The following is a 25,107-nucleotide window of genomic DNA, read 5'->3' on the forward strand; positions in this document are numbered from 1 at the left end:
TCAGACCGCCTTCGCCTTCTTGTCGACCACGAGCTTGCCGCTGTGGCCGCGGAAGAGCCGTGTCGGCGCAAACTCGCCGAGCTTGTGGCCCACCATGTTTTCCGAGACGTACACCGGCACGAACTTGTTGCCGTTGTGCACCGCGAAGGTATGCCCCACGAACTCGGGGAGAATCGTGCTCGCCCGGCTCCAGGTCTTGACGACCTTCTTCTCGTTCTTCGAATTGAGGACCTCGACCTTGTCGAGCAGCGCCTGCTGCACGAACGGGCCCTTGCGAATGCTTCGCGCCATTATTGCGTCGCCTTCCCGCGCTTGCGGCCGCGCACGATGAGTCGGTTCGAGTTCTTCTTCCGCTTCCGCGTCTTCTTCCCTTCGGCCTTCCCCCACGGCGACACCGGCGGACGTCCGCCTGACGTCTTCCCTTCGCCGCCGCCGAGCGGGTGGTCGACCGGGTTCATCGCCACGCCGCGAACGTGCGGCCTGCGACCGAGCCAGACATTCTTGCCGGCCTTGCCGAGCGACAGCAACTCGTGCTCGGCGTTGCCGACTTCGCCGACGGTGGCGAGACAACGACCGTGGATCATCCGCATTTCGGACGACTTCATCCGGAGCGTCACATAGTCGCCTTCACGCGCCATCACCTGGGCACCCTGACCCGCCGACCGGGCGACCGAACCGCCCTTGCCGATCTTGGTCTCGATGTTGTGCACCATGGTACCGAGCGGCATCTCCGAGAGCGGCAGCGTGTTGCCGGTCCGGACATCACTCCCCGGCCCGCTCACCACCGTGTCGCCCTGCTTGAGGCCGGCGGGGTGGAGGATGTAGCGCTTCTCGCCGTCGGCGTACACCAGCAGCGCGATCCGCGCGGTACGGTTCGGATCGTACTCGATCTCGGCGACGCGCGCCGGGATTCCGAACTTGTTCCGCTTGAAGTCGATCTTCCGGTACATCCGCTTGTGGCCGCCGCCCATGTAGCGCGACGTGATGTGGCCCTGGTTGTTGCGGCCGCCGGTCGACTTGATCGGCTCCAGCAGCGACTTCTCCGGGGTGCTCCGGGTGATCTCATCGAACCCGGAGACCGAGCGGAACCGCGTCCCGGCGGTGATCGGACGGAATTGACGAATGGCCATGATCAGCTCTCGAAGACGGCGAGCGAATCGCCGGGCCGGAGGGTGACAACTGCCTTCTTCCAGCGCGCCGACACGCCGCGGTCCTGCCCGCGAATCATCGCGTTCCGCCGCATCTGCATGGTGCGCACACTGGTCGCGGTGACGCCGAACAACTGCTTCAGCGCCTCACGGATCTGTCCCTTGGTGGCCGTCGGGTGCACCTCGAAGACGTACTCCTTGCGATCCTGCCATGCCGCGGAGCTCTTCTCGGTGATCAACGGACGAACCAGCACATGATGCAGGTCAGCCATCACTCACTCGCTTTCTTGTGCGCCGACTTCTTCGCACCCTTGGCTGCGGCGTGCTTCGGCGCGGCCTTCTTGCTCGCGGCGTGCTTGGCGCTCTTCCCTTCGCTCTTGCTCTGAGCGCGCTTCGCTGCCTTGGCCGACGAACGCGCGGCGCTCTTCGCCGCAGACTTCACGGCGCGCGGCGACGCCTTCTTGGCGACCTTGGCCGTGCGCTTCCGCGGTGCACCTGTCTCTGCCTCGCCCTCATCACCGTCGGCATCCGAGCCGCCGGCGCCGAACGCCCCGCTCTCGATTACCAGCGCATCGGCGCGGAGAATGTCGTACGCCGTCGCGTCGCTGAACGGCAGCACCTCGAGGTGCGGCACGTTGCGGCAGCTGAGATAGACCGGCGGCTTCGAGCCGTCGGTAAGGATCAGCGTCTTGGTATCCGCGAGCGTCAGCTTGCCGAGGATGCCGAGGAGGGCGCTCGTCTTCGGGGCGTCCATCGTGATCGCGTCGATCACGTGAAGCATCCCCTCGCGCGCGCGGGCGTTGAGCGCCGACCGGCGAGCCAGCTGGCGCACCTTGCGGTTGGTGTCGGCGCGATAGTCGCGCGGGATCGGTCCGAAGACGGTGCCGCCGCCGCGCCAGTGCGGCGCACGCGTCGACCCCTGACGAGCGCGGCCGGTTCCCTTCTGCTTCCACGGCTTCTGGTTGCCGCCCGAGACGAATGACCGCGTCTTGGTCTTCGCCGTTCCCTGGCGCTGGTTGGCGAGATGCGCCTTCACCACCTGGTGCAGCACCGCGTCGTTGACCACCCCGTCGAAGGTGTCGTCGGGAAGTGCGAACGCGTGACCGTGCTTCGCGCCAGTCGCGGAATAGTGCGGAGCATTAATCATGGCGGCTCTTCCCTCCCTGCTTCGCCACCGTGACGATCCCGTTCTTCGATCCCGGGATGGCGCCACGCACGAAGAGCAGATTCCGCTCGGCATCGATCTTCACGATCGTGAGTCCGAGCTCGGTGTGCCGCTCGGCACCCATATGGCCAGGCATCCGCTTTCCCTTGATCACGCGTGACGGGTCGGTGCCCGGAGAAATCGATCCCGGCTTGCGGTGACGGGTGTTGCCGTGCGTCGCCGGACCGCCGTGGAAGCCGTACCGGTGCACCACGCCCTGGAAGCCGCGACCCTTGGTCGTCCCGGTCACCTTGACCATGTCGCCGGCGGCAAAGATCTCGACCGTGACCGTCGCACCCGGCGCGAGCTCGGCGCCGTTGAGCGGGAACGAGCGCACCACCTGCGGCGCGAAGTCGAGCCCCGCCGCCTTGGCGTGGCCGAGTTCAGCGCGGGTGGTCCGCACCGGAGTCTTCTTTCCCCAGCCAAGCTGCGCCTGCGATTCACGCACCTGGAGCACGGCGCACGGGCCGGCCTCGATCACGGTCACGGGAACGGCAGTGCCGTCCTCCGCGAAGACACGTGTCATGCCGAGCTTGCGCCCGATGATTCCGGTCGTCATGACTATTCGACCTTGATCTCGACGTCCACGCCAGCCGGGAGGTCGAGCTTGGTCAGCGCGTCCATCGTCTGCGGGCGTGAGTCGTGAATGTCGAGCAGCCGCTTGTGCGTGCGCAGCTCGAACTGTTCGCGGCTCTTCTTGTCGACGTGCGGCGAGCGGAGGACCGTCCACCGCTCCATCTTCACCGGAAGCGGGATCGGACCCGACACCTGGGCGCCGGTCTTTTCCGCAGTGCGCACGATATCCGCCGCGGCCTGATCCAGGACCACGTGGTCGAACGCCTTGAGGCGGATGCGAATCTTTCCTGCCATCGATCGATACCCTTTCTGCTCATCATGGTGCGGCATCATGCCGCACCACTGCCGCAACTACTTCAAGATCTTGGTGACGACCCCGGCGCCGACCGTCCGCCCGCCTTCGCGGATCGCGAAGCGCAGCCCCTCGTCCATCGCCACCGGCGTGATCAGTTCGATCACCATCCCGATGTTGTCGCCCGGCATCACCATCTCCACCCCCGCCGGCAGCTCGACACTTCCGGTCACGTCGGTCGTGCGGAAGTAGAACTGCGGCCGGTAGCCCTTGAAGAACGGCGTGTGACGGCCGCCCTCGTCCTTCCCCAGCACGTAGACTTCGGCTTCAAACTTCGTGTGCGGCGGGATGCTCCCCGGCTTCGCCAGCACCATCCCGCGCTCGATTTCGTTCTTTTCGATGCCGCGCAGCAGGAGGCCGACGTTGTCGCCGGCGGTTCCCTCATCGAGCAGCTTGCGGAACATCTCGACGCCGGTGACGACCACTTTCTTTTCGGCGCCGAAGCCGACCAGCTGCACCTCTTCGCCGACCTTGATCTTGCCGCGCTCGATACGACCAGTCGCGACCGTGCCGCGCCCCGTGATGCTGAAGACATCTTCCACCGGCATCAGGAACGGCTTGTCGGTCTCGCGCACCGGCTCCGGGATGTAGCTGTCGAGCGTGTCGTACAGCTCCTGGATCTTGGCGATATATCCCGCGTCGCCCTCGATCGCCTTGATCGCGCTGCCGCGGATCACCGGCGTATCGTCGCCCGGATACTTGTACTGCGTGAGCAGCTCGCGGACTTCGAGCTCGACGAGATCGAGGAGCTCGGCGTCGTCAACCAGGTCGCACTTGTTGAGGAACACCACAATGCTCGGCACGTTCACCTGGCGCGCCAGCAGGATGTGCTCGCGGGTCTGCGGCATCGGGCCGTCGACCGCGCTCACCACCAGGATCGCGCCATCCATCTGGGCCGCACCGGTGATCATGTTCTTGACGTAGTCGGCGTGCCCCGGGCAGTCGACGTGCGCATAATGGCGCTTGGCCGTCTCGTACTCGACGTGGCTCGTCGCGATCGTCAGGATCTTGGTCGGGTCGCGGCGACCCTGCGACTCACTGGCCTTGGCCACTGCGTCGTACGGGATGTACTTCGTCCCGAACCCCTTGTCCGCCGAGATCTTGGTCAGGGCGGCGGTCAGCGTGGTCTTGCCGTGGTCGACGTGGCCGATGGTGCCGACGTTGACGTGGGGCTTGGTGCGATCGAATTTGGCCTTGCTCATGTCCGGAATCCTCTGGTCGTGTGCGACATCGCTGAGCTACTTCCCTGCCGCCTTCGTGATGATCTGCTCGGCGACAGCCTTGGGCACTTCTTCGTAATGGTCGAACTCCATCGTGTACGCGGCGCGCCCCTGCGTCGCGCTGCGCAGCGACGTGGAGTAGCCGAACATCTCGGCGAGCGGCACTTCGGCCGCCACCACCTGCGATTCACCGCGCTGCGTCATCCCGCCGATCTTGCCGCGGCGTGACGAGAGATCGCCGATCACCGAGCCCAGGAAGTCCTCGGGGCAGACGACCTCGACCTTCATCACCGGCTCGAGAATGACCGGACCGGCCTGCTTGGCCGCGTCCTTGATCGCCATCGAACCTGCAATCTTGAACGCCATTTCCGACGAGTCGACGTCGTGGTACGACCCGAAGACGAGCTCCGCCTTCACGTCGACCATCGGATACCCGGCGAGAATGCCGTTCTCCAGCGCCTCGCGCATCCCGGCTTCCGCCGGCTTGATGAACTCGCGCGGCACCGTGCCGCCGACGATCTTGTCGACGAACTGGAAGCCCTTGCCGACTTCGCCCGGCTCGATGTTGATGACGACATGGCCGTACTGGCCCTTGCCGCCCGACTGCCGGATGAACTTCCCCTCGACCTGTTCGACGCGCTTCGTGATCGTTTCGCGGAAGGCGACCTGCGGCCGCCCGACATTCGCCTCGACCTTGAACTCGCGCTTCATCCGGTCGACGAGAATCTCGAGATGGAGCTCGCCCATTCCCGCGATGATCGTCTGGCCTGTCTCCGCGTCGGTGCGCACGCGGAAGGTCGGATCCTCTTCGGCCAGCTTCTGCATCGCGATGACGAGCTTGTCCTGATCGGCCTTCGACTTCGGCTCGATCGACATCGAGATCACCGGCTCGGCGAACTTCATCGCCTCGAGAATCACCGGTTTGTCTTCATCGCTCAGCGTGTCGCCGGTGCGGGTGTCCTTGAGGCCGATCGCGGCGCCGATGTCGCCGGCGAGCACTTCCTGGATCTCGTCGCGCTTGTTGGCGTGCATCTGCAGCAGCCGGGCGACGCGCTCCTTCTTGTCCTTGGTCGCGTTGTACACGTACGACCCGGCCTCGAGCTTCCCGGAGTAGACACGGAAGAACGTCAGCCGGCCGACGAACGGATCGGTCGCGATCTTGAACGCCAGCGCCGCGAATGGCTCACCGTCATCGGGATGACGCGTGATGATCTCGGCTTCGTCGGCGGGCGAATGCCCGTTGATCGCGGGGACATCCATCGGCGACGGGAGATAGTCGATGACCGCGTCGAGCAGCGCCTGGACGCCCTTGTTCTTGAAGGAGGCACCGCACAGGACCGGGATGAACTCCATCGCCAGCGTCGCCTTGCGAATGGCGCGGTGAATCTCCTCCTCGGAGAGTTCGGTCCCCTGGAGATATTTCTCCAGCAGCTCGTCGTCGAACTCCACCGCGGCTTCGATCGCCTGATGACGGGCGTCCTCGATCGCTGCGCTGAACTCGGCCGGCGGCTCGACGACCTGGAAATTCTTCCCCATCGTGGCGTCGTCGAAGATGTACTGGCGACGGGCGATCACGTCGATGTGGCCGGTGAACGTCTCGCCGGTGCCGACCGGGAGCTGCAGCGCGAATGCGCGCCGCGAGAGCCGGTCCTTGATCATCGACATGCAACGGTCGAAGTTGGCGCCGACGCGGTCCATCTTGTTCGCGAAGATCATCCGCGGGACGCGATAGCGATCGGCCTGCTTCCATACCGTTTCGGTCTGCGGCTCGACGCCGGCGACCGAATCGAGGAGTGCCACGGCGCCGTCGAGGACGCGAAGCGATCGCTCGACTTCGACGGTGAAGTCGACGTGTCCCGGGGTGTCGATGATGTTGATCCGGTACTCGGGGCCGGTTCCTTCGCTGTCGCTCTCGCCGTGCCGCTTCCAGAAGCAGGTCGTCGCCGCGGAAGTGATGGTGATGCCGCGCTCCTGCTCCTGCTCCATCCAGTCCATCGTCGCGGCACCGTCATGTACTTCACCGATCTTGTAGTTCTTTCCGGTGTAGTACAGGATGCGCTCGGTCGTGGTCGTCTTCCCGGCATCAATGTGGGCCATGATGCCGATGTTCCGATACAGATCAAGCGATGTGTGACGCGCCATGTAGCTATTCCGTTCGTTGCTCGGCGCCGACTGCACGCCCGTTCAATGTCCAGGCCCAACCAGCGAAAAAGCGGGGCGACCTTCGGACCGCTGGTCCGTGGTTTCGCTCCGCGCCATGTCCGGGATTGCTCCCGAGACAGAGATGCCACTGGCATCCCGGCGATGTCGAAGGATCAGAGGTGCGCGAACTCGCTCACATGACCCGGATGTGTCCTGCAGGTGACCCTCGGTCGGCGACGCCGCCGCGGACCCCTCTCTTACCTACCAGCGATAGTGTGCAAACGCGCGGTTGGCCTCGGCCATCCGGTGCGTGTCTTCCTTCTTCTTGATGGCGTTCCCTTCGCCCTTGCTCGCCAGAACCAGCTCGGCGGCGAGCCGCTCGGCCATCGTCTTCTCGCTGCGATCGCGCGAGTAGGAAATGATCCAGCGCATCGCCAGCGCGGTCCGGCGCTCCGGACGAACCTCGACCGGGACCTGGAGCGAGGCACCACCGACGCGGCGGCTCTTCACCTCGACCGCCGGCTTGACGTTGTTGACCGCCTGCTTGAAGACGGCAACGCCCGGCTGACCAGTCCGCTCCTCGATCATGTCCATCGCCTTGTAGAAGATCCCCTCGGCGAGAGACTTCTTCCCTTCGAACATCAGGTTGCTCACGAACTTCGACACCGTCTGCGAATCGTAGCGCGGATCGGGCGGAACGGGCCGCTTGATGGCGTTCTTGCGGCGGCTCATTTCTTGGCGCCCTTGGCGGGAGCACCGGCCTTGGGACGCTTGGCGCCGTACTTGGAACGGCTGCGGCGGCGATCGTTGACGCCGGCGGCGTCGAGCGTGCCACGCAGGATGTGATAGCGCACGCCGGGGAGATCCTTCACACGCCCGCCGCGGATCATCACGATCGAGTGTTCCTGCAGGTTGTGTCCCTCGCCCGGGATGTAGGCGATCACTTCGATCCCGTTCGTCAACCGGACCTTGGCCACCTTGCGCAGCGCCGAGTTCGGCTTCTTGGGCGTGGTGGTGTAGACGCGGGTGCAAACGCCACGCTTCTGCGGGTTCTGCTGCAGGTGCGGCGCCTTGCCCTTGTAGTTCGCATCACGGCGTCCGTGACGGAGGAGCTGGTTGATCGTCGGCATACTTTCCGGTGTTTGATTCTGAGGCCCAAAACGGCACAGACACGCAAGATAGGCGACTTAAGAGCGGCGGTCAATCCTCGGTATCCGGGTAAAAGTGATGCCCGGTAGGGGGAGCCTAGCCGGGCACCTGACAGCGCAAGTCCAACGATCAGATCAGCGTTTGCGCTGCCGCCACTTACCGGCCCCCGCCAGACCGACCAGGCCGGTGGCGAGGAGCGACATCGTCCCCGGTTCCGGGACCGTACCAGTAGGTGTCCCCGCCGCAAGGGTCAGTTCCTGGTTGATGGCGAAGGTGTTGCCGCCATGGGTGTTCCCGCTACTGGTGAGGAGGATTTGGTTGAAGCCGTCCGGATCGGAGATGCCGAGGAACGGAGCGTCGCCGTTGTTGGTGTCGTTTCCGCCCGAGGCCTCCGTCGTGTAGGTCGCGACCAGCGTCCCGTCGAGAAAGGCCTGGAGGGTGAACATCGGGCTACCCGGATCGAAGAACTTCTGCCAGAGCTGCGTCCCGAAGGCAGTCAGGTTCTGGTCGAACATCAGGTCGATATAGGTGGCGCCATCCTGAGCGAAGAGGAGGGTTTCGTTCGGAAGGAAGCCCCCCTGCCAGTCGACATTGTCGACCGCGAGGATGAAATCTCCGTCAGTCGAGACCTGGCTGGCAAAGGAGAGCGTGAACGGGTTCGTGGGTGTGAAGCCGTCCGCGCCGAGGGTCGACCAGTCGAGAATGGTCGCGGGATTGATCTGCGACTTGTCGGTCAGCTGCGTCTGCGCCGCCAGCGGTACCACGGCAACGGCGAGCAACGCAGTCGGGATGAGCAGGTTCTGAAGTCGCATCACGTCTCCCTCGAACTGAATGTGGTCCTGGCCCAGCCGGCAACGTCTCAAGCTTTCGGCCAGTCGCGGAATGGAAATGCAACCGGCGGGCCGGTCTGGCGGGCCAGCGTAAGGCGAGCCGAGACAACGGGATAGAAGTTGCTTCCGCCGGAAGAGGGAGTGCGGTTCGTCGATTCGCCGCCACACTTTCGCCGGTGAATATGTCGAGTCGCGGCTGCAGGTGAGGTGGTGGTCCAGCGGTCTGGAAGCAGCGGGCGGGATCCGAAACTGTGCCCCCCGTGGTCGCAAGATTTTGCTTGGCAATCGGTGCAGTGGTCGAGTCAGTGGAAATACCCAGTGGCCCGGAACCTGCTAGACCTCTGGTCGAAGGCACCGATCGGCGTTGTAGATCAATGACTTAGCTCCTGTGTTGTGGCGTCGGATTGCTACAGTTTGTGGCACAGTTGCAACAGGCAGCGTCTGAGTCGGTGTGACAGGTGATGATCGGCGTAGTCTCCGGGACTCCCCGGCGCCGCAAAAACGACCCAATGACCGGGCCAGCAACATGAAGAAATCGATCGCAGGACTCGCACTCGCAGCAGCAGTCGCACTTCCGGCGGCAGCCAGCGCCCAGGCCGAGCAAAAGTGCGCCCCGGCAGCGGCCCACGTCTGCGTGACGGTGCTGTTCACGCTGAGCGGCGGGAACACCATCAACGCCTTCATTTTCAACGGCTCCAATAGCGAGGGCGTCAACTGGCAGTCGTCATTGACGCAGTTCGCGATCGGTGCGCTGCCGACCACGGGCACCTGGTCGTTGAACAGCGTGCACTACAACGACTGGAATCCCACCACGCTCACGCTGGACAGCAATGGGGCAACTGCCCTTGCCTCCGACGGCGGCTGGGCGTTCAGCAGCGGCTTCGCCGATCTGAGCATGACCACCCAGGCCGGCGCTGGCGGCCCGGGCGGCAATGGTGGCGTGACCACCTGCGACGGCCCGACGGGCGGCAGTGGAACCAAGTTTGCCACCTGTGAAGGGAACGGCACGGCGTTCGGAAACCACGATGACTGGCTCGAGATTTCGTTCCTCTATTCGCTGGGCGGGCTGACCCAGACCACGCTCGACAACCTGACCTGGGCGTTCAAGGTACAGGCAGTCGAAGGGCTGAACGGCAATTCATTCGAGTGCAACGACGTCTCGACCAACGCCGACAAGTTCTGCCAGACCGATGACATCAGCATTCCCCTCGAGGACTCGGTTCCGGAACCCGGCACCATGTCGCTCCTCGCGGTCGGTCTGACCGGGATGGCCGCCGCGGGCCGCCGGCGCCGCAAGAAGAGCTGAAGCCAGCCCCATAGTGCCGCAAGAGATGAACGGCCGCCTCATTGAGGCGGCCGTTCGCTTTTCTTCTCTGGCCCCCACCCCGTTCAAGGCGGCGCGTTGTCTGGTCGCGCGCGCTCCCACGATTCCACGGGCCCCGAGCGAGACCGAAAGAGAGGATGCAATCGTGGCCTCCCCATCGGCTCCAGCTGCTCGAACAGTCTCGGCGAGCGTCGCCGCAACTTCGCGAGCAGGTGCTGCCATTCAGCTGCCACCTGCCCGGCTGTCACCGGGATCTTCGTCCGGGCACGCGGCCCCCGTATCCGGCTCGCGTCGAACCGATATCCGCGCCGCATCGCTTCCACGTAGATGGCGCGCAGATACGCGTTGATACTCGCGACCGGCCGCCCGCTATTCCGGAACCGCTGCAACTGCGGGTGGTGTCGATAGCCGATCGTGTTGCCGCGCAGGACCTTGCGGGCGAGGAGCGCCTCACGCCATAGCGCGACGAGGCCTGCAGCATCGAGATACCTGGGGTGCAGCGTCCAGAGTCGCATCGACGCACAAGATACGGCGGAGCTGCACCCGGAAAAGAGACGGCCCGACACCACATGTGGTGCCGGGCCGCTGCCCAGGTCCTCCAGGTATATCGCAGCTAGCTAGATCGAGCGCTTCTTCCGACGGCGCCCGACCCCGGCGAGGCCGACCAGCCCGAACGCGAGCATCGACATCGTCGCCGGCTCGGGCACTGCCGCCGATCCGACGTCGACATTGATCGACGACCGGGCGACTTCGTTCTCGTTGGCGTCGAACGCCAGCAGGGCGAAGGTGTATTCGCCGCTTGCCGTGGGATCGAACGGTGAGAATGTCGGCGGTGTGATGAAGATCGGCTCGGAAAGGAAGTCCATACCGAGGTTCCACGAGTCCTGGACCGGGAACGAGGGCGGGAATTGCTCCAGGCATCCGATGATCTCATCAATGCAGACCGGATCGAGGGACCCCAGATCCGCCTGAGCCGTGCCAAACCCCGGATCGAAGTCGTACAGCAGCTCATAGGTGAAGTTGGCCGCGTTGTCTCCACCGACGAAGAAATCGAAGTTCCACAGCGCGTACGGATCAGTCGGGCCGCTCGGCGCGTTTGCGTCAATTCCCGGCTGGGCGAAGAACGTCCCGGCGCCGTCGTTGGTGAGCGCGGGGTTGTTGAAGCGCTGCGTGGCGGTGAGGCCGAGAATCACGCCCAGTGATCCTGCGTTGGAATTGGTCATCACCGCGTTATTGGGGATGTCGGTGCCGCCGAAGGTGAAGGTCGGCTGCGAGCCGAAGGTACCAGTGGGCGAAATCCCCTGGGCCGCGAGTGACCCGGCCGACGCGAATGACGCAAGGACAGCGGCGAGCGTCGCGAGACGAACACCGCCAGCGGAACGATTCATCGACTTCTCCTGGATGGAGCTGGAAGGAATTGCAGTGCAGCGCGAACGTTGCGCAGCGCGGCAAGAAGCACGCCGGTTTGTCTTTCCACACGCCGAATGCACGCGTGCGTCTGTCGCCGAATTCTGAATCTGAATTCGCAGCAAGCCTGCTGTATTTTCTCGACAATGTTGAGGTCATGAAACACCGGGCGGATACGGATCGGCGTGTCGCGGCTGCGCTTCACGGCAACGCGCGGCGCGAGGAATTCCGCCATCGGCGCACGACCGAAATGAATGCGATTGTATTGATCGATCAATACATCGCCCCGCCCCAGGCCACCAATGCAGACGGGACCATCGACGCGAGTCGATGGTCCCGTCTGTGTCTCCCGGCGGAGCCGGTCTGGCTACGCTTCGACTTCCTCCGCGAGCAATGCCAGGTCGATTGCCGGCGCTTCCGGCTGCTCGGGGGCTGGCGGCGGCGGCTCGAACCCGGCCGGCGGCTGGATTTCGAGGTCGACGTAGCGATAGTGCCCTGTACCGGCCGGAATCAGGTGGCCGATGATGATGTTCTCCTTCAGCCCGCGCAGCTCATCCTTGGCGCCGCGAATGCCGGCGTCGGTGAGGATCCGCGTGGTCTCCTGGAATGACGCCGCCGAAATGAACGACTGCGTCGTGAGCGAAGCCTTGGTGATCCCGAGGAGGACCGGCTCAGCTATGGCCGGCTTCATCTTCCGCTTCATCACGCGCTCGTTCTCGTCGCGGAATGACTGGCGGTCGACGGTCTCCCCTTCCATGAAGGTCGTGTCACCCGGATCGGTAACGCGGACCTTCTGCAGCATCTGGCGCACGATCACGCCGATGTGCTTGTCGTTGATCCGGACGCCCTGCAGCCGGTAGACCTCCTGTACTTCATTGAGGAGGTATTCCTGCACCGCGCGCGGTCCCTTGATGCCCAGGATCTCGTGCGGCGACACCGGCCCTTCGGTGAGACGGTCGCCGGCGCGAACGCGGTCGCCTTCGTGCACCCGGAGGTGCTTCCCGGCGGGAACCTCGTACACGCGCGCTTCCGCATCCTCGACCACCGAGCCGTCGGGGTTGAGCGGATAGACGCAGATCTCGCGCTTGCCGCGCTTGATCTCGCCGAACTTGACCGCGCCGTCGATTTCCGACATCGTCGCCGGATCCTTCGGACGGCGAGCCTCAAATAGCTCGGCCACGCGCGGGAGACCACCGGTGATGTCGCGCGTCTTGTAGGCGAGACGCGGGATCTTGGTGATCGTGACGCCCTTCAGCACCTTGACTGCAGGCGAGAGGAAGACGGACTTGTCCTTGCTCTCCTTCTTAGTCTTGCTCGGCCACGCCTCGTTGATCGGGCGCTCCTCGACGTGGAACTTCTCGGACCACGGGTTGGCGGCGTCCGGAAGACCCATGGCGCGCGACACCGGATCGGTGGGCGAGCCGAGGATGATGCGAGCGCCTTCGGCCAGGGTGTATTCCTGCGGATCCTTCCGGTTGCTCTGATAGACGAGCACCGACGGATGCAGTTCGCGATCGGGGTCGGCGACGACCACGACCGAGCGGAGGCCGGTTCCTTCGTCGAGTTCCTCCCGGAGTGTCACACCCGGGACGAGATCCTTCCACCGGAGCTCGCCGTCGACCTTGATGATGCTCGGGTCGTTGTACGGATCCCAGGTGTAGAGAATCGAGGCGCGGTGCTCGTTGTCACCCTTGGTGACGATGTCCTTCTCCTTCACCTGGATCAGCGCGCCTTCGGGGACCGGATACCGATTGAGCGGGCGATCCGGATGGTTCGGATCGACCAGCACGATACCGGCCTTGGTTTCATCGGTCGCCGACTCGGCCTCACGCGTGAGCGCGATCCGGATCGACGCCTTGAGGCCGTCTTCGTATTCCACCGGCACATCGGCCCACTCGAGATCGCCGGTGTAGGTGACCATGCCGTCGGTCCGTGCCGGCCGTTCCGCTTCCTCGGCGATACGGGATGCCGTACCACCGATGTGGAAGGTCCGGAGTGTCAGCTGCGTACCCGGCTCGCCGATCGACTGCGCCGCCAGAATGCCGACCGCCTCGCCGAGATCGACCATTTCCATCGTGGCGAGGTTGCGGCCGTAGCACATGCGGCAGACGCCGCGCTTGCACTCGCAGGTGAGCACCGAACGGATCTTGACGTGCTCGATGCCGGCGTCGTCGATCTTCTGCGCCACTTCCTCGTCGATCTCCTGGCCGGCCTGCACCAGGAGCTTCGGATCACCGAACTCGTCGAGTTCATGCGGATCGGTGACGTCCTCGGCGGCAACAGTGCCGAGAATGCGGTCACGCAGCGGCTCGACGATGTTTTCGCCTTCCTTGAGCGGGGCCGTGTCGAGTCCCATCACCGTACCGCAATCTTCCTCGGTGATGGTGACATCCTGCGCCACGTCGCAGAGGCGGCGGGTGAGGTAGCCGGCGTCGGCGGTCTTGAGCGCCGTGTCGGCGAGACCCTTGCGGGCGCCGTGCGTCGAGATGAAGTACTCGAGCACGGTGAGCCCCTCGCGGAAGTTCGACTTGATCGGTGACTCGATGATCTCGCCGATTCCGCCAGTGAGCTTCTTCTGCGGCTTCGCCATCAGGCCGCGCATCCCGGCGAGCTGACGGATCTGGTCCCGTGAACCGCGGGAGCCCGAGTCATACATCATGAAGACCGGGTTGTAGCCGCCACGCGACTTCCGCATGTGATTGAGCATCGCCTCGGCCACGTCGTTGTTGGCGTGGGTCCAGGCGTCGATGACCTTGTTGTACCGCTCACCGAAGGTGATCTGCCCGGTGTTGTACGCCTTCTGGAACCGCTCGACGCGCTTCTGCGCCTCGGCGAGAAGCTCGTGCTTCTCGGTCGGGATTTCGAGATCCTCGATGCCGATCGAGATGCCGCCGCCGGTGGCGAATTCAAAGCCGAAGCGCTTGAGGCGGTCGAGGAACTCGACCGTCTCGCGCAGGCCGGCACGGCGGTAACTCTGCAGCACCGCCTCCGACAGCTGCTTCTTCTTCATCAGTTCGTCGCGGAAGCCAAGCTCCGCGATCACCGCGCGCGGCACGATGTTGTTGAACAGGACGCGGCCGACCGTGGTCTTGATCCACCGCGCCTTGGGATCCGCCGATTCGGATGGCGGGACGAACCAGAAATGAATGGCGTGCTGGTGCTGCACCTTCTCGTGCATCAGCGCCATCTCCAGCTCGGCGATCGACGAGTAGTGCGGTGCACCCTTCCAGAGCCGCACCTTCACTTCCTCGACCTTGGGGCCGGCGAGGCGCAGCTCTTCCTCGAACGTCGCCGGCAGCTTGGTGAGGAAGTAGGAGCCGAGCACCATGTCCTGCGACGGCTCGGCGATCGGCCGCCCGTCCGACGGCTTGAGAATGTTGTTGCTCGACACCATCAACAGGCGCGCTTCCAGCTGTGCTTCGAACGACAGCGGCACGTGCACCGCCATCTGGTCGCCGTCGAAGTCGGCGTTGAACGCCGCGCAGACGAGCGGATGGATGCGGATCGCCTTTCCTTCCACCAGCTTCGGCTCGAACGCCTGAATGCCGAGACGGTGAAGGGTCGGTGCGCGGTTGAGCAGCACCGGGTGATCCTGAATGATCTCCTCGAGGATCTCGTACACCTCCGGGCTCTCGCGCTCCACGATCTTCTTGGCGCGCTTGACCGTCTCGGCGATCCCCTTCTCGACCAGCTTGTGGATGATGAACGGCTTGAAGAGCTCGACCGCCATCGTCTTGGGGAGGCCGCACTGATGGAGCCGGAGTTCCGGGCCGACCACGATGACCGAACGGCCGGAGTAGTCGACGCGCTTGCCGAGGAGGTTCTGGCGGAACCGCCCCTGCTTCCCCTTGAGCATGTCGGAGAGCGACTTGAGCGGACGCTTGCCGCGGCCGCGAATCGCCTTGCTGCGGCGGCCGTTGTCGAACAGCGCATCGACCGCTTCCTGGAGCATCCGCTTCTCGTTGCGGAGAATGACTTCAGGCGCGCGATGCTGGATCAGCTTCTGCAGCCGGTTGTTGCGGTTGATCACCCGGCGGTAGAGGTCGTTGAGGTCGGACGTGGCAAAGCGCCCGCCGTCGAGCGGGACGAGCGGACGGAGGTCCGGCGGAATCACCGGCACCACGTCCATGATCATCCACGCCGGGTCGTTCGGCGTCTCGCCGTTGTCGCCCGAGCAGAGGAAGGCATCGACGATCTTGAGACGCTTGAGCATCTGCTTCTTGCGATGCTGCGAGGTCTCGACCGCCACGGAGGCGCGGAGCTCCTCGGCGAGCTTCTTGATGTCGATTCGCTTGAGGAGTTCGCGCACCGCCGGCGCACCGATCTCGGCGCGGAAGGCGTTGTCACCGGCATCGCGCGCCTTCACCCGCAGCGCGAGATACTCGTCCTCGTCGAGGAGCTGCTTCTCTTCGACTTCCTGCTCACCGGGATCGAGCACGATATAGCTCGAGTAGTACACCACCCGCTCGAGTTCCTTGAGGGTGATGTCAATCAGGTTCCCCATCGGCGAGGGGAGGGTCTTGAAGAACCAGATGTGCGCCACCGGCACGGAGAGCTCGATGTGCCCCATCCGCTCGCGCCGGACCTTTGACAGCGTGACTTCGACGCCGCACCGATCGCAGATCACACCGCGATAGCGGATCCGCTTGTACTTGCCGCAATGGCATTCCCAGTCCTTGACGGGACCGAAGATGCGCTCGCAGAAGAGGCCATCCTTCTCCGGCTTGAACGAGCGATAGTTGATGGTCTCGGGCTTGGTGACTTCGCCACACGACCACCAGTACCGCTGGCCCTGCAACTCCAGGCGCTCGCGTTCCTTGGGATCGCGGGGCCCGCGAATCTCCTCGGGTGCCGCGATCCGGATGCTGATGAAATCAAAGCTCGAGCTCTTGGGCTCGCGTCCGCTTCGGAAATCGATCATGGCTTATTCCTCCCCTTCCGCCGTGGTGCCGAGATTGACCTTCAATCCCAGTGCCTGGAGTTCCTTGACGAGCACGTTGAACGACTCGGGAATTCCGGGTTCCGGCAAGTTCTGCCCCTTCACAATCGCTTCGTACACACGGCTGCGTCCGTTGACGTCGTCGGACTTGACCGTGAGCATCTCCTGCAGGACGTGTGCAGCGCCGTAGGCCTCGAGCGCCCACACTTCCATTTCGCCGAACCGCTGTCCGCCGAACTGCGCCTTGCCGGCGAGTGGCTGCTGCGTGACCAGCGAGTACGGCCCGATCGAACGGGCGTGGATCTTGTCGTCGACCAGGTGGCTCAGCTTGAGCATGTAGATCGTGCCGACGGTGACGTCGCCCTTGAACTCCTGGCCGGTGCGACCGTCGCGCAGCCGCGCCTTGCCAGCCGGCGTCAGCCCGGCGTGACGAATCAGCTGATCGGCGGCGCGGCCGAGTTCGGCAGGGTCGCTCTTGCCGGCGTTCACCTTGGCGAGGGCATCGAGCCCCACGTCGGCGAGCAGTTCGGCGTCGCTCCCCTTGGCACGCTCGGCGAGCGCCTTGCGCGCCGTCTGCAACTCGGTCTTCGCCTTGCCGGTCGCCTTCTCCAGCAAGGTGTCCTGCACCGACAGTTCGGTCTCACGCTGCGCCCGCTCGCGAGCGGCGAGCTCGGTGGCCGACGCCGCAAGAAACGCTTCGACGCCCTTGGCAAGAGCGACGGTCGTCTTCGACGCGCCCTTCACCCACAGCGCCTCGACGCCGGTACCGTCGAGGGTCGCCCCCTCGAACTTGGCGCCCTTGAGGTCCTGGACCAGCGCTTCGACGCCAGCGGCATCGGGCTCCGGCGCCTGGTGCGTCAGGCGCATCGACTGTGACGCCCAGCCGAGACCGGCGAGGCGGAGCAGCACGCCGATTTCACTCTCTTCCGCTCCACGGAAGACCGGCGTCTTCGCCTTGAAGCCGAGGATCCGGCCGCACCAGCCGAGGTGCGTCTCGAGAATCTGGCCGACGTTCATGCGGCTCGGCACGCCGAGCGGATTGAGGACGATGTCGACCGGGGACCCATCGGGAAGGAACGGCATATCCTCCTCGGGGACGATGCGTGCCACGATACCCTTGTTGCCGTGGCGGCCGGCCATCTTGTCGCCCACCGAGATCTTCCGCTTCTCGGCGATGTACACCTTGACCAGCTGAATCACTCCGGGCGGGAGTTCATCGGGCTGGAGAATCTTGTCGATCTGGTCTTCGGCCTTCTCCTCGACCTTGGCGCGCTCGCTGGCGGCCGAATCGAGGGTCGTCCGGATCCGCTCGTTGGCGCCCTTGTCGGCCACGCGCAGCGTCTTGAGGTCGACCTCACCGAGATCGATCTCCTTGAGCGTCGCCTTGGTGAGCTTGAATCCCTGCGGGCGCAGCTCCTCGACGGTGCCGGCCTGCAGCATCAGGCCGACGTCCTGTCCTTCGAGCAGTTCGCTCACTTCCTCGATCATCGCCTGGGTGATGCGCGCCTTCTCTTCGCTTTCGTGACGGCGCACTTCACCGATCCGCTCGCCGCGGTCCTTGTCGACCACCGGACCTTCGACGCGCGAGAAGATCTTCACGTCGATCACGGTCCCCTTCATCCCCGGCGAGACCTTGAGCGACGAATCCTTCACGTCCTTCGCCTTCTCACCGAAGATCGCGGTGAGGAGCTTCTCTTCGGGCGAGAGTTCCGTTTCGCCCTTCGGCGTGATCTTGCCGACGAGGATGTCGCCCGGCTTGACGTGCGCGCCGATGCGGATGATGCCGCGCTCGTCGAGATCGACGAGCGATTCATCGGAGACGTTCGGAATTTCCCGGGTGATCTCTTCCTGCCCGCGCTTGGTGTCGCGCACGTGCAGTTCGAGCTCCTGGATATGGATCGACGAGTAGACGTCGTCCTTGACCAGGCGCTCGGAGAGGACGATGGCGTCCTCGAAGTTGTGCCCGTACCACGGCATGAACGCCACGAGGACGTTGGAGCCGAGGGCGAGTTCGCCCGCTTCGGTGGCGGCACCGTCGGCGACGATCTGGCCAGCGGCGACCTTCTGCCCCTGCGCCACCAGCGGCCGCTGATTGATCGCGGTGTCCTGGTTCGTGCGCCAGAACTTCTTGACCCGATACCGGTCGATCCGCGCGAGGCGGCCGAGCGGCATCGACTTGTTGTGCCCGGCGGTGCCGGCGTCGATGATGATCTCATCGGCGGTCACGCGAGTGATCGTCCCGGCGCGCTTGGCGATGATCACCGCACCGGAGTCGACCGCCACCTTCGACTCGAGCCCGGTGCCGACGAGCGGCGCCTGCGGGAAGAGGAGCGGGACCGACTGACGCTGCATGTTCGAGCCCATCAACGCGCGGTTGGCGTCGTCGTGCTCGAGGAACGGAATCAACGCCGCGGCGATCGACACCAGCTGTTCCGGCGCCACGTCCATGTAGTCGATCCGGTTTGGCGCCAGCAACGGGTAATCGTCACCCCGGCGGCAGAGCACCAGTGTATCGACGAAGTGGCCGTCCTCCTTGAGAGGCGCGTTGGCCTGTGCCACCGAGAAGTCTTCTTCCTCGCTGGCCGAGAGCCAGTGCAGCTCACCGGTCACCTTGCCGTTCTTGACGACGCGGTACGGTGTCTCGATGAAGCCGAGTTCGTTGATGCGCGCGTAGGTCGAAAGCGACGTGATCAGGCCGATGTTCGGCCCTTCCGGCGTCTCGATCGGGCACATCCGACCGTACTGCGAGTAGTGCACGTCGCGGACTTCGAAGCCGGCGCGCTCACGGGTCAGGCCACCTGGACCGAGGGCCGACAGACGCCGCTTGTTGGTCAGCTCGGCAAGCGGGTTGGTCTGGTCCATGAACTGGGACAGCTGCGACGATCCGAAGAATGCCTGGATCACCGCCGACACGGTGCGCGCATTGACGAGGTCGTCGAGCGAGATCTTCTCCGGGTCGGAGTTGATGCTCATCCGCTCCTTGACGAGGCGCGCCATCCGCGACAGGCCGACCGAGAACTGGTTGGCGATCAGCTCGCCGACCGACCGGATCCGGCGGTTGCCGAGATGGTCGATGTCGTCGGTGTTGCCGCGGCCATCGTGCAGGTCGATCAGGTACTTCACGATCGCGATGAAATCCTCTTCGGTCAGGACCGTGTGATTCGGGTCGACCTTGAGGCGCAACCGCTGGTTGATCTTGTACCGCCCCACCCGCCCGAGATCGTAGCGCTTGGGGTTGAAGAAGAGCTTCTGGATCTGCTGGCGTGCGGTTTCGAGGTTCGGCGCATCGCCGGGACGCAGGAGCGCGTAGATCTGCTCCAGCGCTTCCTGTTCGGAATGCGTCGGATCCTTTGCCAGCGTGTTGCGAATCAGCGGAGACTCGCCACGTGCTGCCGGGATGAGGACCTCGACCTTGTGGACGCCGGCCTTCTCCAGCTTCTCTCGCAGCTTGTCGGTGAGTTCCTTCCCCGCCTCGGCGAGGACTTCGCCGGTCTCCGGCTCGGCCACCGAGAAGGCGAGGACGTGATTGGCCCGTTCGCGATTGGCGATCGGCGCCTCGTCCTCGCGCAGGTCGAGTACCGTGTATCCGGCAAAGACACGCACCTGCTTGACGCCCACGTGCCGCATCGCCTGGAGGCGTTCCGGCGTGAGTTCCTCGCCCAGGTGGCCGAGGGGCTCGCCCTTCGGATGCTCGGGATCGGGAACATCGGCGGCGAGCATCGCGCCGACGATCTCGCGGCGTTCCTGGCGCGAATCGGCGCGGCCGGTGATGTCGAGGTCCTTCTCGGCAAAGAAGAGCCGCAGGATCTCGGCATTATGGCCGTAGCCGAAGGCACGGAGCAGCGCCGTCGCCGGGAACTTCTTCTTCTTGTCGATGTGCACGTAGATCACATCGTGGATGTCGATGGTGAACTCCACCCACGATCCACGGAACGGGATGATCCGCGCGCTGAAGAGCCGCTGGCCGTTGGGGTGGGTGTCCTCTTCGAACACCACGCCCGGCGAGCGGTGCAGCTGCGACACCACGACGCGTTCGGCGCCGTTGATGACGAAGGTGCCGAGGGGCGTCATGATCGGCAGTTCGCCGAGATAGACTTCCTTCTCGATCGCGTTGTTGAGGCGGCGCTGGCCGTCGACTTCCTCGAAGACGTCGAGCCGCAGCTTGGTGCGGAGCGGCGCGGCGTACGTCATGTCGCGCTCGATGCACTCCTCGACGGTGTACTTCGGTTCGCCGAGCGAGTAGCCGACGAACTCGAGGGAATACTTCCCGTTGACGTCACCGATCGGGAAGAGGTCGCGGAAGACGCGCTCCAGCGAGACGTCCTGGCGGTCGCCACCGACGTCATCGGGGACGAGCAGCGACTCGAACGCCTTGGTCTGAATATCCAGCAGGTGGGGCATATCCATCCCCCCCTGCATCGACGAAAACGAGATTACTGGCAGTACTTCAGGCATGCGCCCATCCCTGGCAAAAGGGGACGGCAGTGCCGCGCCCCCCGCTCATGGCGGGGGACGGCACCGTCGTCATCCGGATTTCGAGGTCGCGTCGAGTCAATTGCCGTCTCGTTGTAAGTGACCGTGTAACGCCTGACGGGCCGGCCCCTCGCCGCCTGCGGCGGCTGGGGACGACCCGCGAAGCGCGGGTCACTTCAACTCGACGGTCGCTCCCTGGTCCTCGAGCTTCTTCTTCATTTCCGCGGCGTCTCCCTTGGACACGCCTTCCTTCACGGTGCTCGGGGCTCCGTCGACCAGGTCCTTGGCCTCCTTGAGTCCGAGCGAAGTGATCTCGCGGATCACCTTGATGACATTGATCTTCTTGTCACCGGCGGCCTTGAGGATCACGGTGAACTCCGATTGTTCCTCGACGGCGGCCGCACCACCAGCCGCGCCGCCACCGGCCGGTGCCGCGACGGCGGCCACGGTCACATTGAACTTCGTCTTGAACGAGTCGATGAGGTCGGCCAGTTCCAGCACGGTCTTCTGTCCGATCGCGTCGAGGATCTCTTCGTTCGTCATCGTTGCCATGTTATGCCTGCCCTTCGGCCTGACCGGCCTGCTGACGCTGTTCGCGAAGTGCATCGAGCACCCCGACCAGCTGGTAGAGAACTCCGTTGAAGCTCCCGAGGAGCTGTGAGAGCAGCACATCGCGCGACGGGATCTCGCCCAGCCGCTTGACGTATGCCGGTGCGACGGCCTTGCCATCGACCCACCCCGCGCGCACGGTGGGGCGTTCGTGTTCCTTGGCGAATTCGCCGATCACCTTCGCCGCCGCCATGGGATCGGCGCCCGCGAAGACGATGCCGGTGTTCCCGGCCAGGTGATCGTCGAGTGCGGCGATCTGGTTGGCCGCCAGCGCGCGCTGCGCCAGGGTGTTCTTGACGACGATGTACTGGGCCCCGGTCGCGCGGAGACGACGGCGGAACTCCGTCATCTTGAGCACGTTGAGGCCGCTGAAATCGGTCACGAAAAGTGTGGGCGACGCCTTGATCTGCGCCGTCAGCTCTTCCACTGTGTCCTGCCGCGCAGTCTTGCTCATCGGTACCCCGCCGTGTCGAGCTTGATCCCGGGTCCCATCGTGCCGGACACGGTGGCCGAGCGGATATAGGTCCCCTTGGCCGCCGAAGGCTTGGCCTTGAGGATCGTGTCCATGAAGGCGTGAAGATTTCCCGCCAGCTGCGATTCGGAGAACGACACCTTTCCGATCGGTGCGTGGAGGTTTCCGGTCTTGTCGACGCGGAACTCGATCTTGCCCGCCTTGATCTCCTTGACAGCCTGCGTGACGTTCATCGTCACCGTACCCGCCTTCGGGTTCGGCATCAGGCCGCGCGGACCGAGGATGCGGCCGAGGGCGCCGAGTTGCCCCATCACATCGGGCGTCGCGACGATCACGTCACACTCGAGCCATCCATCCTTCAGCTTCTGCAGGTACTCGACACCGACAAAATCGGCGCCGGCTGCTTCCGCTTCCTTGGCGCGATCACCCTGCGCGATCACCAGCACCTTGACGCTCTTGCCGGTGCCGTGCGGCAGGACGACCGTCCCGCGGACAACCTGATCGGCGTGACGCGGGTCGACGCCGAGACGAACGGCGACGTCCACCGTGGCGTCGAACTTGGTGTAGCTGGTCTGCTTGACCAGCGTGACCGCCTGCTCGATCGAATACAGCTGGCCGACGGTGACCTTCTCCAGCGCGGCGCGGTACTTCTTGCCTGCGAGTGGCATCAGTCAATGACCTCCAGCCCCATCGACCGTGCGGTACCGGCGATCATCTTCATCGCCGATTCGAGGTCGGAGGCGTTGAGGTCGGCCATCTTGATTTCGGCAATCTTCTTCAACGACGCGCGCGAGACCTTGCCAACCTTGGTCCGGTTGGGGGACGCGCTCCCCTTTTCGATCCCTGCCTCCTTGAGGAGGAGGTTCGGCGCCGGCGGCGTCTTGGTGATGAAGGTGAACGTCCGATCGCTGAAGATCGTGACGACCACCGGAATCACCATCCCCGACTGGCTCTGGGTCCGTGCGTTGAACTGCTTGCAGAACTCCATGATGTTGACCCCGTGAGGGCCGAGGGCAGTACCGACCGGCGGGGCGGGGTTGGCCGCTCCGGCGGGGCACTGCAGCTTCACCATGGCCGCGATCTTCTTCGCCATGTCGCTCCTTTCACGACGCCAGCTGGCAAGGCGGGGCGCCGGGGTAACGGAACCGCGTCACGCGCGGTGCCTGCCGCCGGTGAACCCGGGCGGTCGCGGGAACTGCACCCTCATATCGCACACCTTCAACGGCGCGGTCTAGTGCCCGCGCAGCTGCAGGTAATCCAATTCAACAGTGGTCGGCCGGCCGAAGAGCGAGACCGAGACCTTGACCTTCCCCTTGTCGGCCAGCACTTCCTCGACGATCCCGTTGAAGTCCGAGAAGGGACCCTCGGTGATCTCGACGGCCTGCCCGGGAAGGAACGGAATCTCTTCCTTGGCGATGGCGGCTTCTTCCGGCTCAGCGATGCCGAGGAGGCGATTCACCTCATCGTCACGCAACGGCAGCGGCGCCTTGCCGGTTCCCACGAACTTGATGACGCCCTGGATGGAGTTGACCAGGTGCTGTGCTTCCTGGCTCATCCCCATCTGTACGATCACGTAGCCCGGATAGAGCTTCCGCTCGACCGTGACCTTCTTGCCGTTCTTGATCTCGACCACTTCCTGCGTCGGGACCAGCGCCTGGGCAACGAGCTTCTGCCCTTCGGGGCGCGGGTCGTCCTTGATCCGCTGGCCGAGGAGAGAACGCACCTTGTTCTCATGCCCCGCCGTGGTCTGGATCGCGTACCATCGATACTCCACTGCGACTCCCGTCACCGCGTCAACATGGCGACGCCGCCGATGAGGACTTGCTGCAGGATCCAGTCGGCGACGCCGATCACGACCCCGAGGGCGAGTGACGCCAGGACGACCAACTTCGTGGCCTGCATCAGCTCGTCCTTCGGCGGCCAGCTCACCTTGTCCATCTCGGCGCGAGTGTCGACCAGGAAGTCACGTGCCATGACGAGCCTGTTCGGGCTCGCCGCGACTGGTTGCGGTTCCACTTCTGCCATGGTCTTCACCGTCTCTTGTCTCTCTCTTACTTCAAGATCTTCGTGACAACACCGGCGCCGACGGTCCGGCCCCCTTCGCGGATCGCGAAGCGCAGCCCCTGATCCATCGCCACCGGCGTGATCAGCTCGATCACCATCCCGATGTTGTCGCCCGGCATGACCATCTCCACCCCGGCCGGCAGTTCCACGTTGCCGGTCACGTCGGTGGTACGGAAGTAGAACTGCGGGCGGTAGCCCTTGAAGAACGGCGTGTGACGGCCGCCTTCGTCCTTGCCCAGGACGTAGACTTCGGCCTCGAAAGTGGTGTGCGGCGGGATGCTCCCCGGCTTCGCCAGCACCATTCCCCGCTCGATGTCAGTCTTTTCAATGCCGCGGAGGAGGAGCCCGACGTTATCGCCGGCGTGCCCTTCGTCCAGCAGCTTGCGGAACATCTCGACGCCGGTCACCGTGGTCTTCTTCTCGGCGCCGAAGCCGACCAGCTGCACCTCTTCGCCCACCTTGATCCTGCCGCGCTCGATACGCCCGGTCGCGACCGTGCCGCGCCCGGTGATGCTGAAGACATCTTCGACCGGCATCAGGAACGGCTTCTCCGTCTCGCGTACCGGCTCCGGGATGTAGCTGTCGAGGGTGCTGTACAGCTCCTCGATCTTCGCGATGTATCCCGCGTCGCCCTCGATCGCCTTGATCGCGCTGCCGCGGATCACCGGCGTGTCGTCGCCCGGGAACTTGTACTGCGTCAGCAGTTCGCGGACCTCGAGCTCCACGAGGTCGAGCAGCTCGGCGTCATCGACGAGGTCGCACTTGTTGAGGAACACCACGATCGACGGCACGTTCACCTGACGCGCCAGCAGGATGTGCTCGCGGGTCTGCGGCATCGGGCCGTCAACCGCGCTGACCACCAGGATCGCGCCATCCATCTGGGCCGCACCGGTGATCATGTTCTTGACGTAGTCGGCGTGCCCCGGGCAGTCGACGTGTGCGTAATGGCGATTCGGCGTCTCGTACTCGACGTGGCTGGTCGCGATCGTCAGGATCTTCGTCGCATCGCGACGTCCCTGGCTTGCCGACGCCTTTGCCACCTCATCGTACGAGATGTACTTCGTGCCATAGCCCTTGTCGGCCGATACTTTGGTCAAGGCCGCCGTCAACGTCGTCTTGCCATGGTCGACGTGTCCGATCGTGCCGACGTTCACGTGCGGCTTGTTCCGCTCGAATTTCGCCTTTGACATGTCCGATC

At 64.5% G+C, this 25,107-nt stretch carries 24 protein-coding genes; 1 reads left to right on the forward strand and 23 read right to left on the reverse strand.

The genetic code is table 11. From position 1 onward, the window contains the following. From rpsS to VGM20_03565, 11 genes are all read right to left on the reverse strand, one after another. Positions 1-291 (reverse strand): 30S ribosomal protein S19, encoded by a 291-nt coding sequence (gene rpsS / locus VGM20_03515; GenBank protein HEY4099929.1) that lies wholly within the window; start codon positions 289-291, stop codon positions 1-3. Further along, positions 291-1,130 carry a 50S ribosomal protein L2 gene (gene rplB / locus VGM20_03520; protein HEY4099930.1) on the reverse strand — a complete coding sequence of 280 codons (840 nt, stop codon included), beginning with the start codon at positions 1,128-1,130 and terminating at the stop codon, positions 291-293. The genes rpsS and rplB overlap by 1 nt, the downstream gene beginning before the upstream one ends. 2 nt (positions 1,131-1,132) lie before the next feature. Beyond that, a complete protein-coding gene (gene rplW, locus VGM20_03525) occupies positions 1,133-1,420 on the reverse strand; it encodes a 50S ribosomal protein L23 (GenBank protein ID HEY4099931.1) in 288 nt (95 codons plus the stop codon). Next, on the reverse strand, positions 1,420-2,295 hold the full coding sequence (gene rplD / locus VGM20_03530) for a 50S ribosomal protein L4 (GenBank protein ID HEY4099932.1): 876 nt from the start codon (positions 2,293-2,295) through the stop codon (positions 1,420-1,422). The genes rplW and rplD overlap by 1 nt, the downstream gene beginning before the upstream one ends. Continuing rightward, complete coding sequence (gene rplC / locus VGM20_03535; GenBank protein HEY4099933.1) at positions 2,288-2,911, reverse strand: 50S ribosomal protein L3; 624 nt, start codon at positions 2,909-2,911, stop codon at positions 2,288-2,290. Before rplC ends, rplD begins: the two co-directional genes overlap by 8 nt. Positions 2,912-2,913: 2 nt before the next feature. Then, positions 2,914-3,222, reverse strand: a complete 309-nt coding sequence (gene rpsJ, locus VGM20_03540) for a 30S ribosomal protein S10 (GenBank protein HEY4099934.1) — start codon at positions 3,220-3,222, stop codon at positions 2,914-2,916. 57 nt (positions 3,223-3,279) lie between these two features. After that, entirely contained in the window at positions 3,280-4,482 is a 1,203-nt protein-coding gene (tuf, locus tag VGM20_03545; GenBank protein HEY4099935.1) for an elongation factor Tu, read from the reverse strand. 36 nt (positions 4,483-4,518) lie between these two features. After that, positions 4,519-6,642, reverse strand: a complete 2,124-nt coding sequence (gene fusA, locus VGM20_03550) for an elongation factor G (protein ID HEY4099936.1) — start codon at positions 6,640-6,642, stop codon at positions 4,519-4,521. A gap of 261 nt (positions 6,643-6,903) precedes the next feature. Beyond that, positions 6,904-7,374 carry a 30S ribosomal protein S7 gene (gene rpsG / locus VGM20_03555; protein ID HEY4099937.1) on the reverse strand — a complete coding sequence of 157 codons (471 nt, stop codon included), beginning with the start codon at positions 7,372-7,374 and terminating at the stop codon, positions 6,904-6,906. After that, complete coding sequence (rpsL, locus tag VGM20_03560) at positions 7,371-7,772, reverse strand: 30S ribosomal protein S12 (protein HEY4099938.1); 402 nt, start codon at positions 7,770-7,772, stop codon at positions 7,371-7,373. Before rpsL ends, rpsG begins: the two co-directional genes overlap by 4 nt. Before the next feature lie 153 nt (positions 7,773-7,925). Continuing rightward, complete coding sequence (locus VGM20_03565; protein ID HEY4099939.1) at positions 7,926-8,603, reverse strand: PEP-CTERM sorting domain-containing protein; 678 nt, start codon at positions 8,601-8,603, stop codon at positions 7,926-7,928. Positions 8,604-9,147: 544 nt separating this feature from the next. On the opposite strand from VGM20_03565, the gene VGM20_03570 reads away from it, so the two are divergent. Next, entirely contained in the window at positions 9,148-9,927 is a 780-nt protein-coding gene (locus VGM20_03570; protein ID HEY4099940.1) for a PEP-CTERM sorting domain-containing protein, read from the forward strand. A gap of 83 nt (positions 9,928-10,010) precedes the next feature. Here VGM20_03570 and VGM20_03575 read toward each other — a convergent pair whose 3' ends face one another. The 12 genes from VGM20_03575 to tuf (VGM20_03630) all read right to left on the reverse strand — a co-directional run bounded on the left by VGM20_03575 (position 10,011) and on the right by tuf (VGM20_03630) (position 25,099). Next, positions 10,011-10,460: a pyrimidine dimer DNA glycosylase/endonuclease V gene (locus VGM20_03575; protein ID HEY4099941.1), complete on the reverse strand. Its 450-nt coding sequence runs from the start codon at positions 10,458-10,460 to the stop codon at positions 10,011-10,013. A gap of 102 nt (positions 10,461-10,562) precedes the next feature. Then, a complete protein-coding gene (locus VGM20_03580; GenBank protein HEY4099942.1) occupies positions 10,563-11,333 on the reverse strand; it encodes a PEP-CTERM sorting domain-containing protein in 771 nt (256 codons plus the stop codon). Beyond that, positions 11,330-11,629: a hypothetical protein gene (locus VGM20_03585; GenBank protein HEY4099943.1), complete on the reverse strand. Its 300-nt coding sequence runs from the start codon at positions 11,627-11,629 to the stop codon at positions 11,330-11,332. Before VGM20_03585 ends, VGM20_03580 begins: the two co-directional genes overlap by 4 nt. A 90-nt stretch (positions 11,630-11,719) precedes the next feature. Further along, positions 11,720-16,273 (reverse strand): DNA-directed RNA polymerase subunit beta', encoded by a 4,554-nt coding sequence (gene rpoC, locus VGM20_03590; protein HEY4099944.1) that lies wholly within the window; start codon positions 16,271-16,273, stop codon positions 11,720-11,722. Between the two features lie 3 nt (positions 16,274-16,276). Beyond that, complete coding sequence (gene rpoB / locus VGM20_03595) at positions 16,277-20,746, reverse strand: DNA-directed RNA polymerase subunit beta (protein HEY4099945.1); 4,470 nt, start codon at positions 20,744-20,746, stop codon at positions 16,277-16,279. 189 nt (positions 20,747-20,935) lie between these two features. Then, a complete protein-coding gene (gene rplL, locus VGM20_03600; GenBank protein ID HEY4099946.1) occupies positions 20,936-21,307 on the reverse strand; it encodes a 50S ribosomal protein L7/L12 in 372 nt (123 codons plus the stop codon). A gap of 10 nt (positions 21,308-21,317) precedes the next feature. Then, complete coding sequence (gene rplJ / locus VGM20_03605) at positions 21,318-21,827, reverse strand: 50S ribosomal protein L10 (GenBank protein HEY4099947.1); 510 nt, start codon at positions 21,825-21,827, stop codon at positions 21,318-21,320. Beyond that, entirely contained in the window at positions 21,824-22,513 is a 690-nt protein-coding gene (gene rplA / locus VGM20_03610) for a 50S ribosomal protein L1 (protein HEY4099948.1), read from the reverse strand. Before rplA ends, rplJ begins: the two co-directional genes overlap by 4 nt. Continuing rightward, the gene (rplK, locus tag VGM20_03615; GenBank protein HEY4099949.1) at positions 22,513-22,938 is read right to left on the reverse strand and encodes a 50S ribosomal protein L11; all 426 of its coding nucleotides are present in this window, start codon (positions 22,936-22,938) and stop codon (positions 22,513-22,515) included. The genes rplA and rplK overlap by 1 nt, the downstream gene beginning before the upstream one ends. Positions 22,939-23,076: 138 nt before the next feature. Beyond that, positions 23,077-23,634, reverse strand: a complete 558-nt coding sequence (gene nusG / locus VGM20_03620) for a transcription termination/antitermination protein NusG (GenBank protein ID HEY4099950.1) — start codon at positions 23,632-23,634, stop codon at positions 23,077-23,079. Then, entirely contained in the window at positions 23,631-23,819 is a 189-nt protein-coding gene (gene secE, locus VGM20_03625; protein ID HEY4099951.1) for a preprotein translocase subunit SecE, read from the reverse strand. Before secE ends, nusG begins: the two co-directional genes overlap by 4 nt. A gap of 77 nt (positions 23,820-23,896) precedes the next feature. Next, positions 23,897-25,099, reverse strand: coding sequence for an elongation factor Tu (gene tuf, locus VGM20_03630; protein ID HEY4099952.1), 1,203 nt, complete (start codon positions 25,097-25,099; stop codon positions 23,897-23,899). Between the last annotated feature and the right edge of the window lie 8 nt (positions 25,100-25,107).

It is taken from the genome of Gemmatimonadales bacterium, from assembly GCA_036500345.1.
Lineage (GTDB): Bacteria > Gemmatimonadota > Gemmatimonadetes > Gemmatimonadales > GWC2-71-9 > Palsa-1233.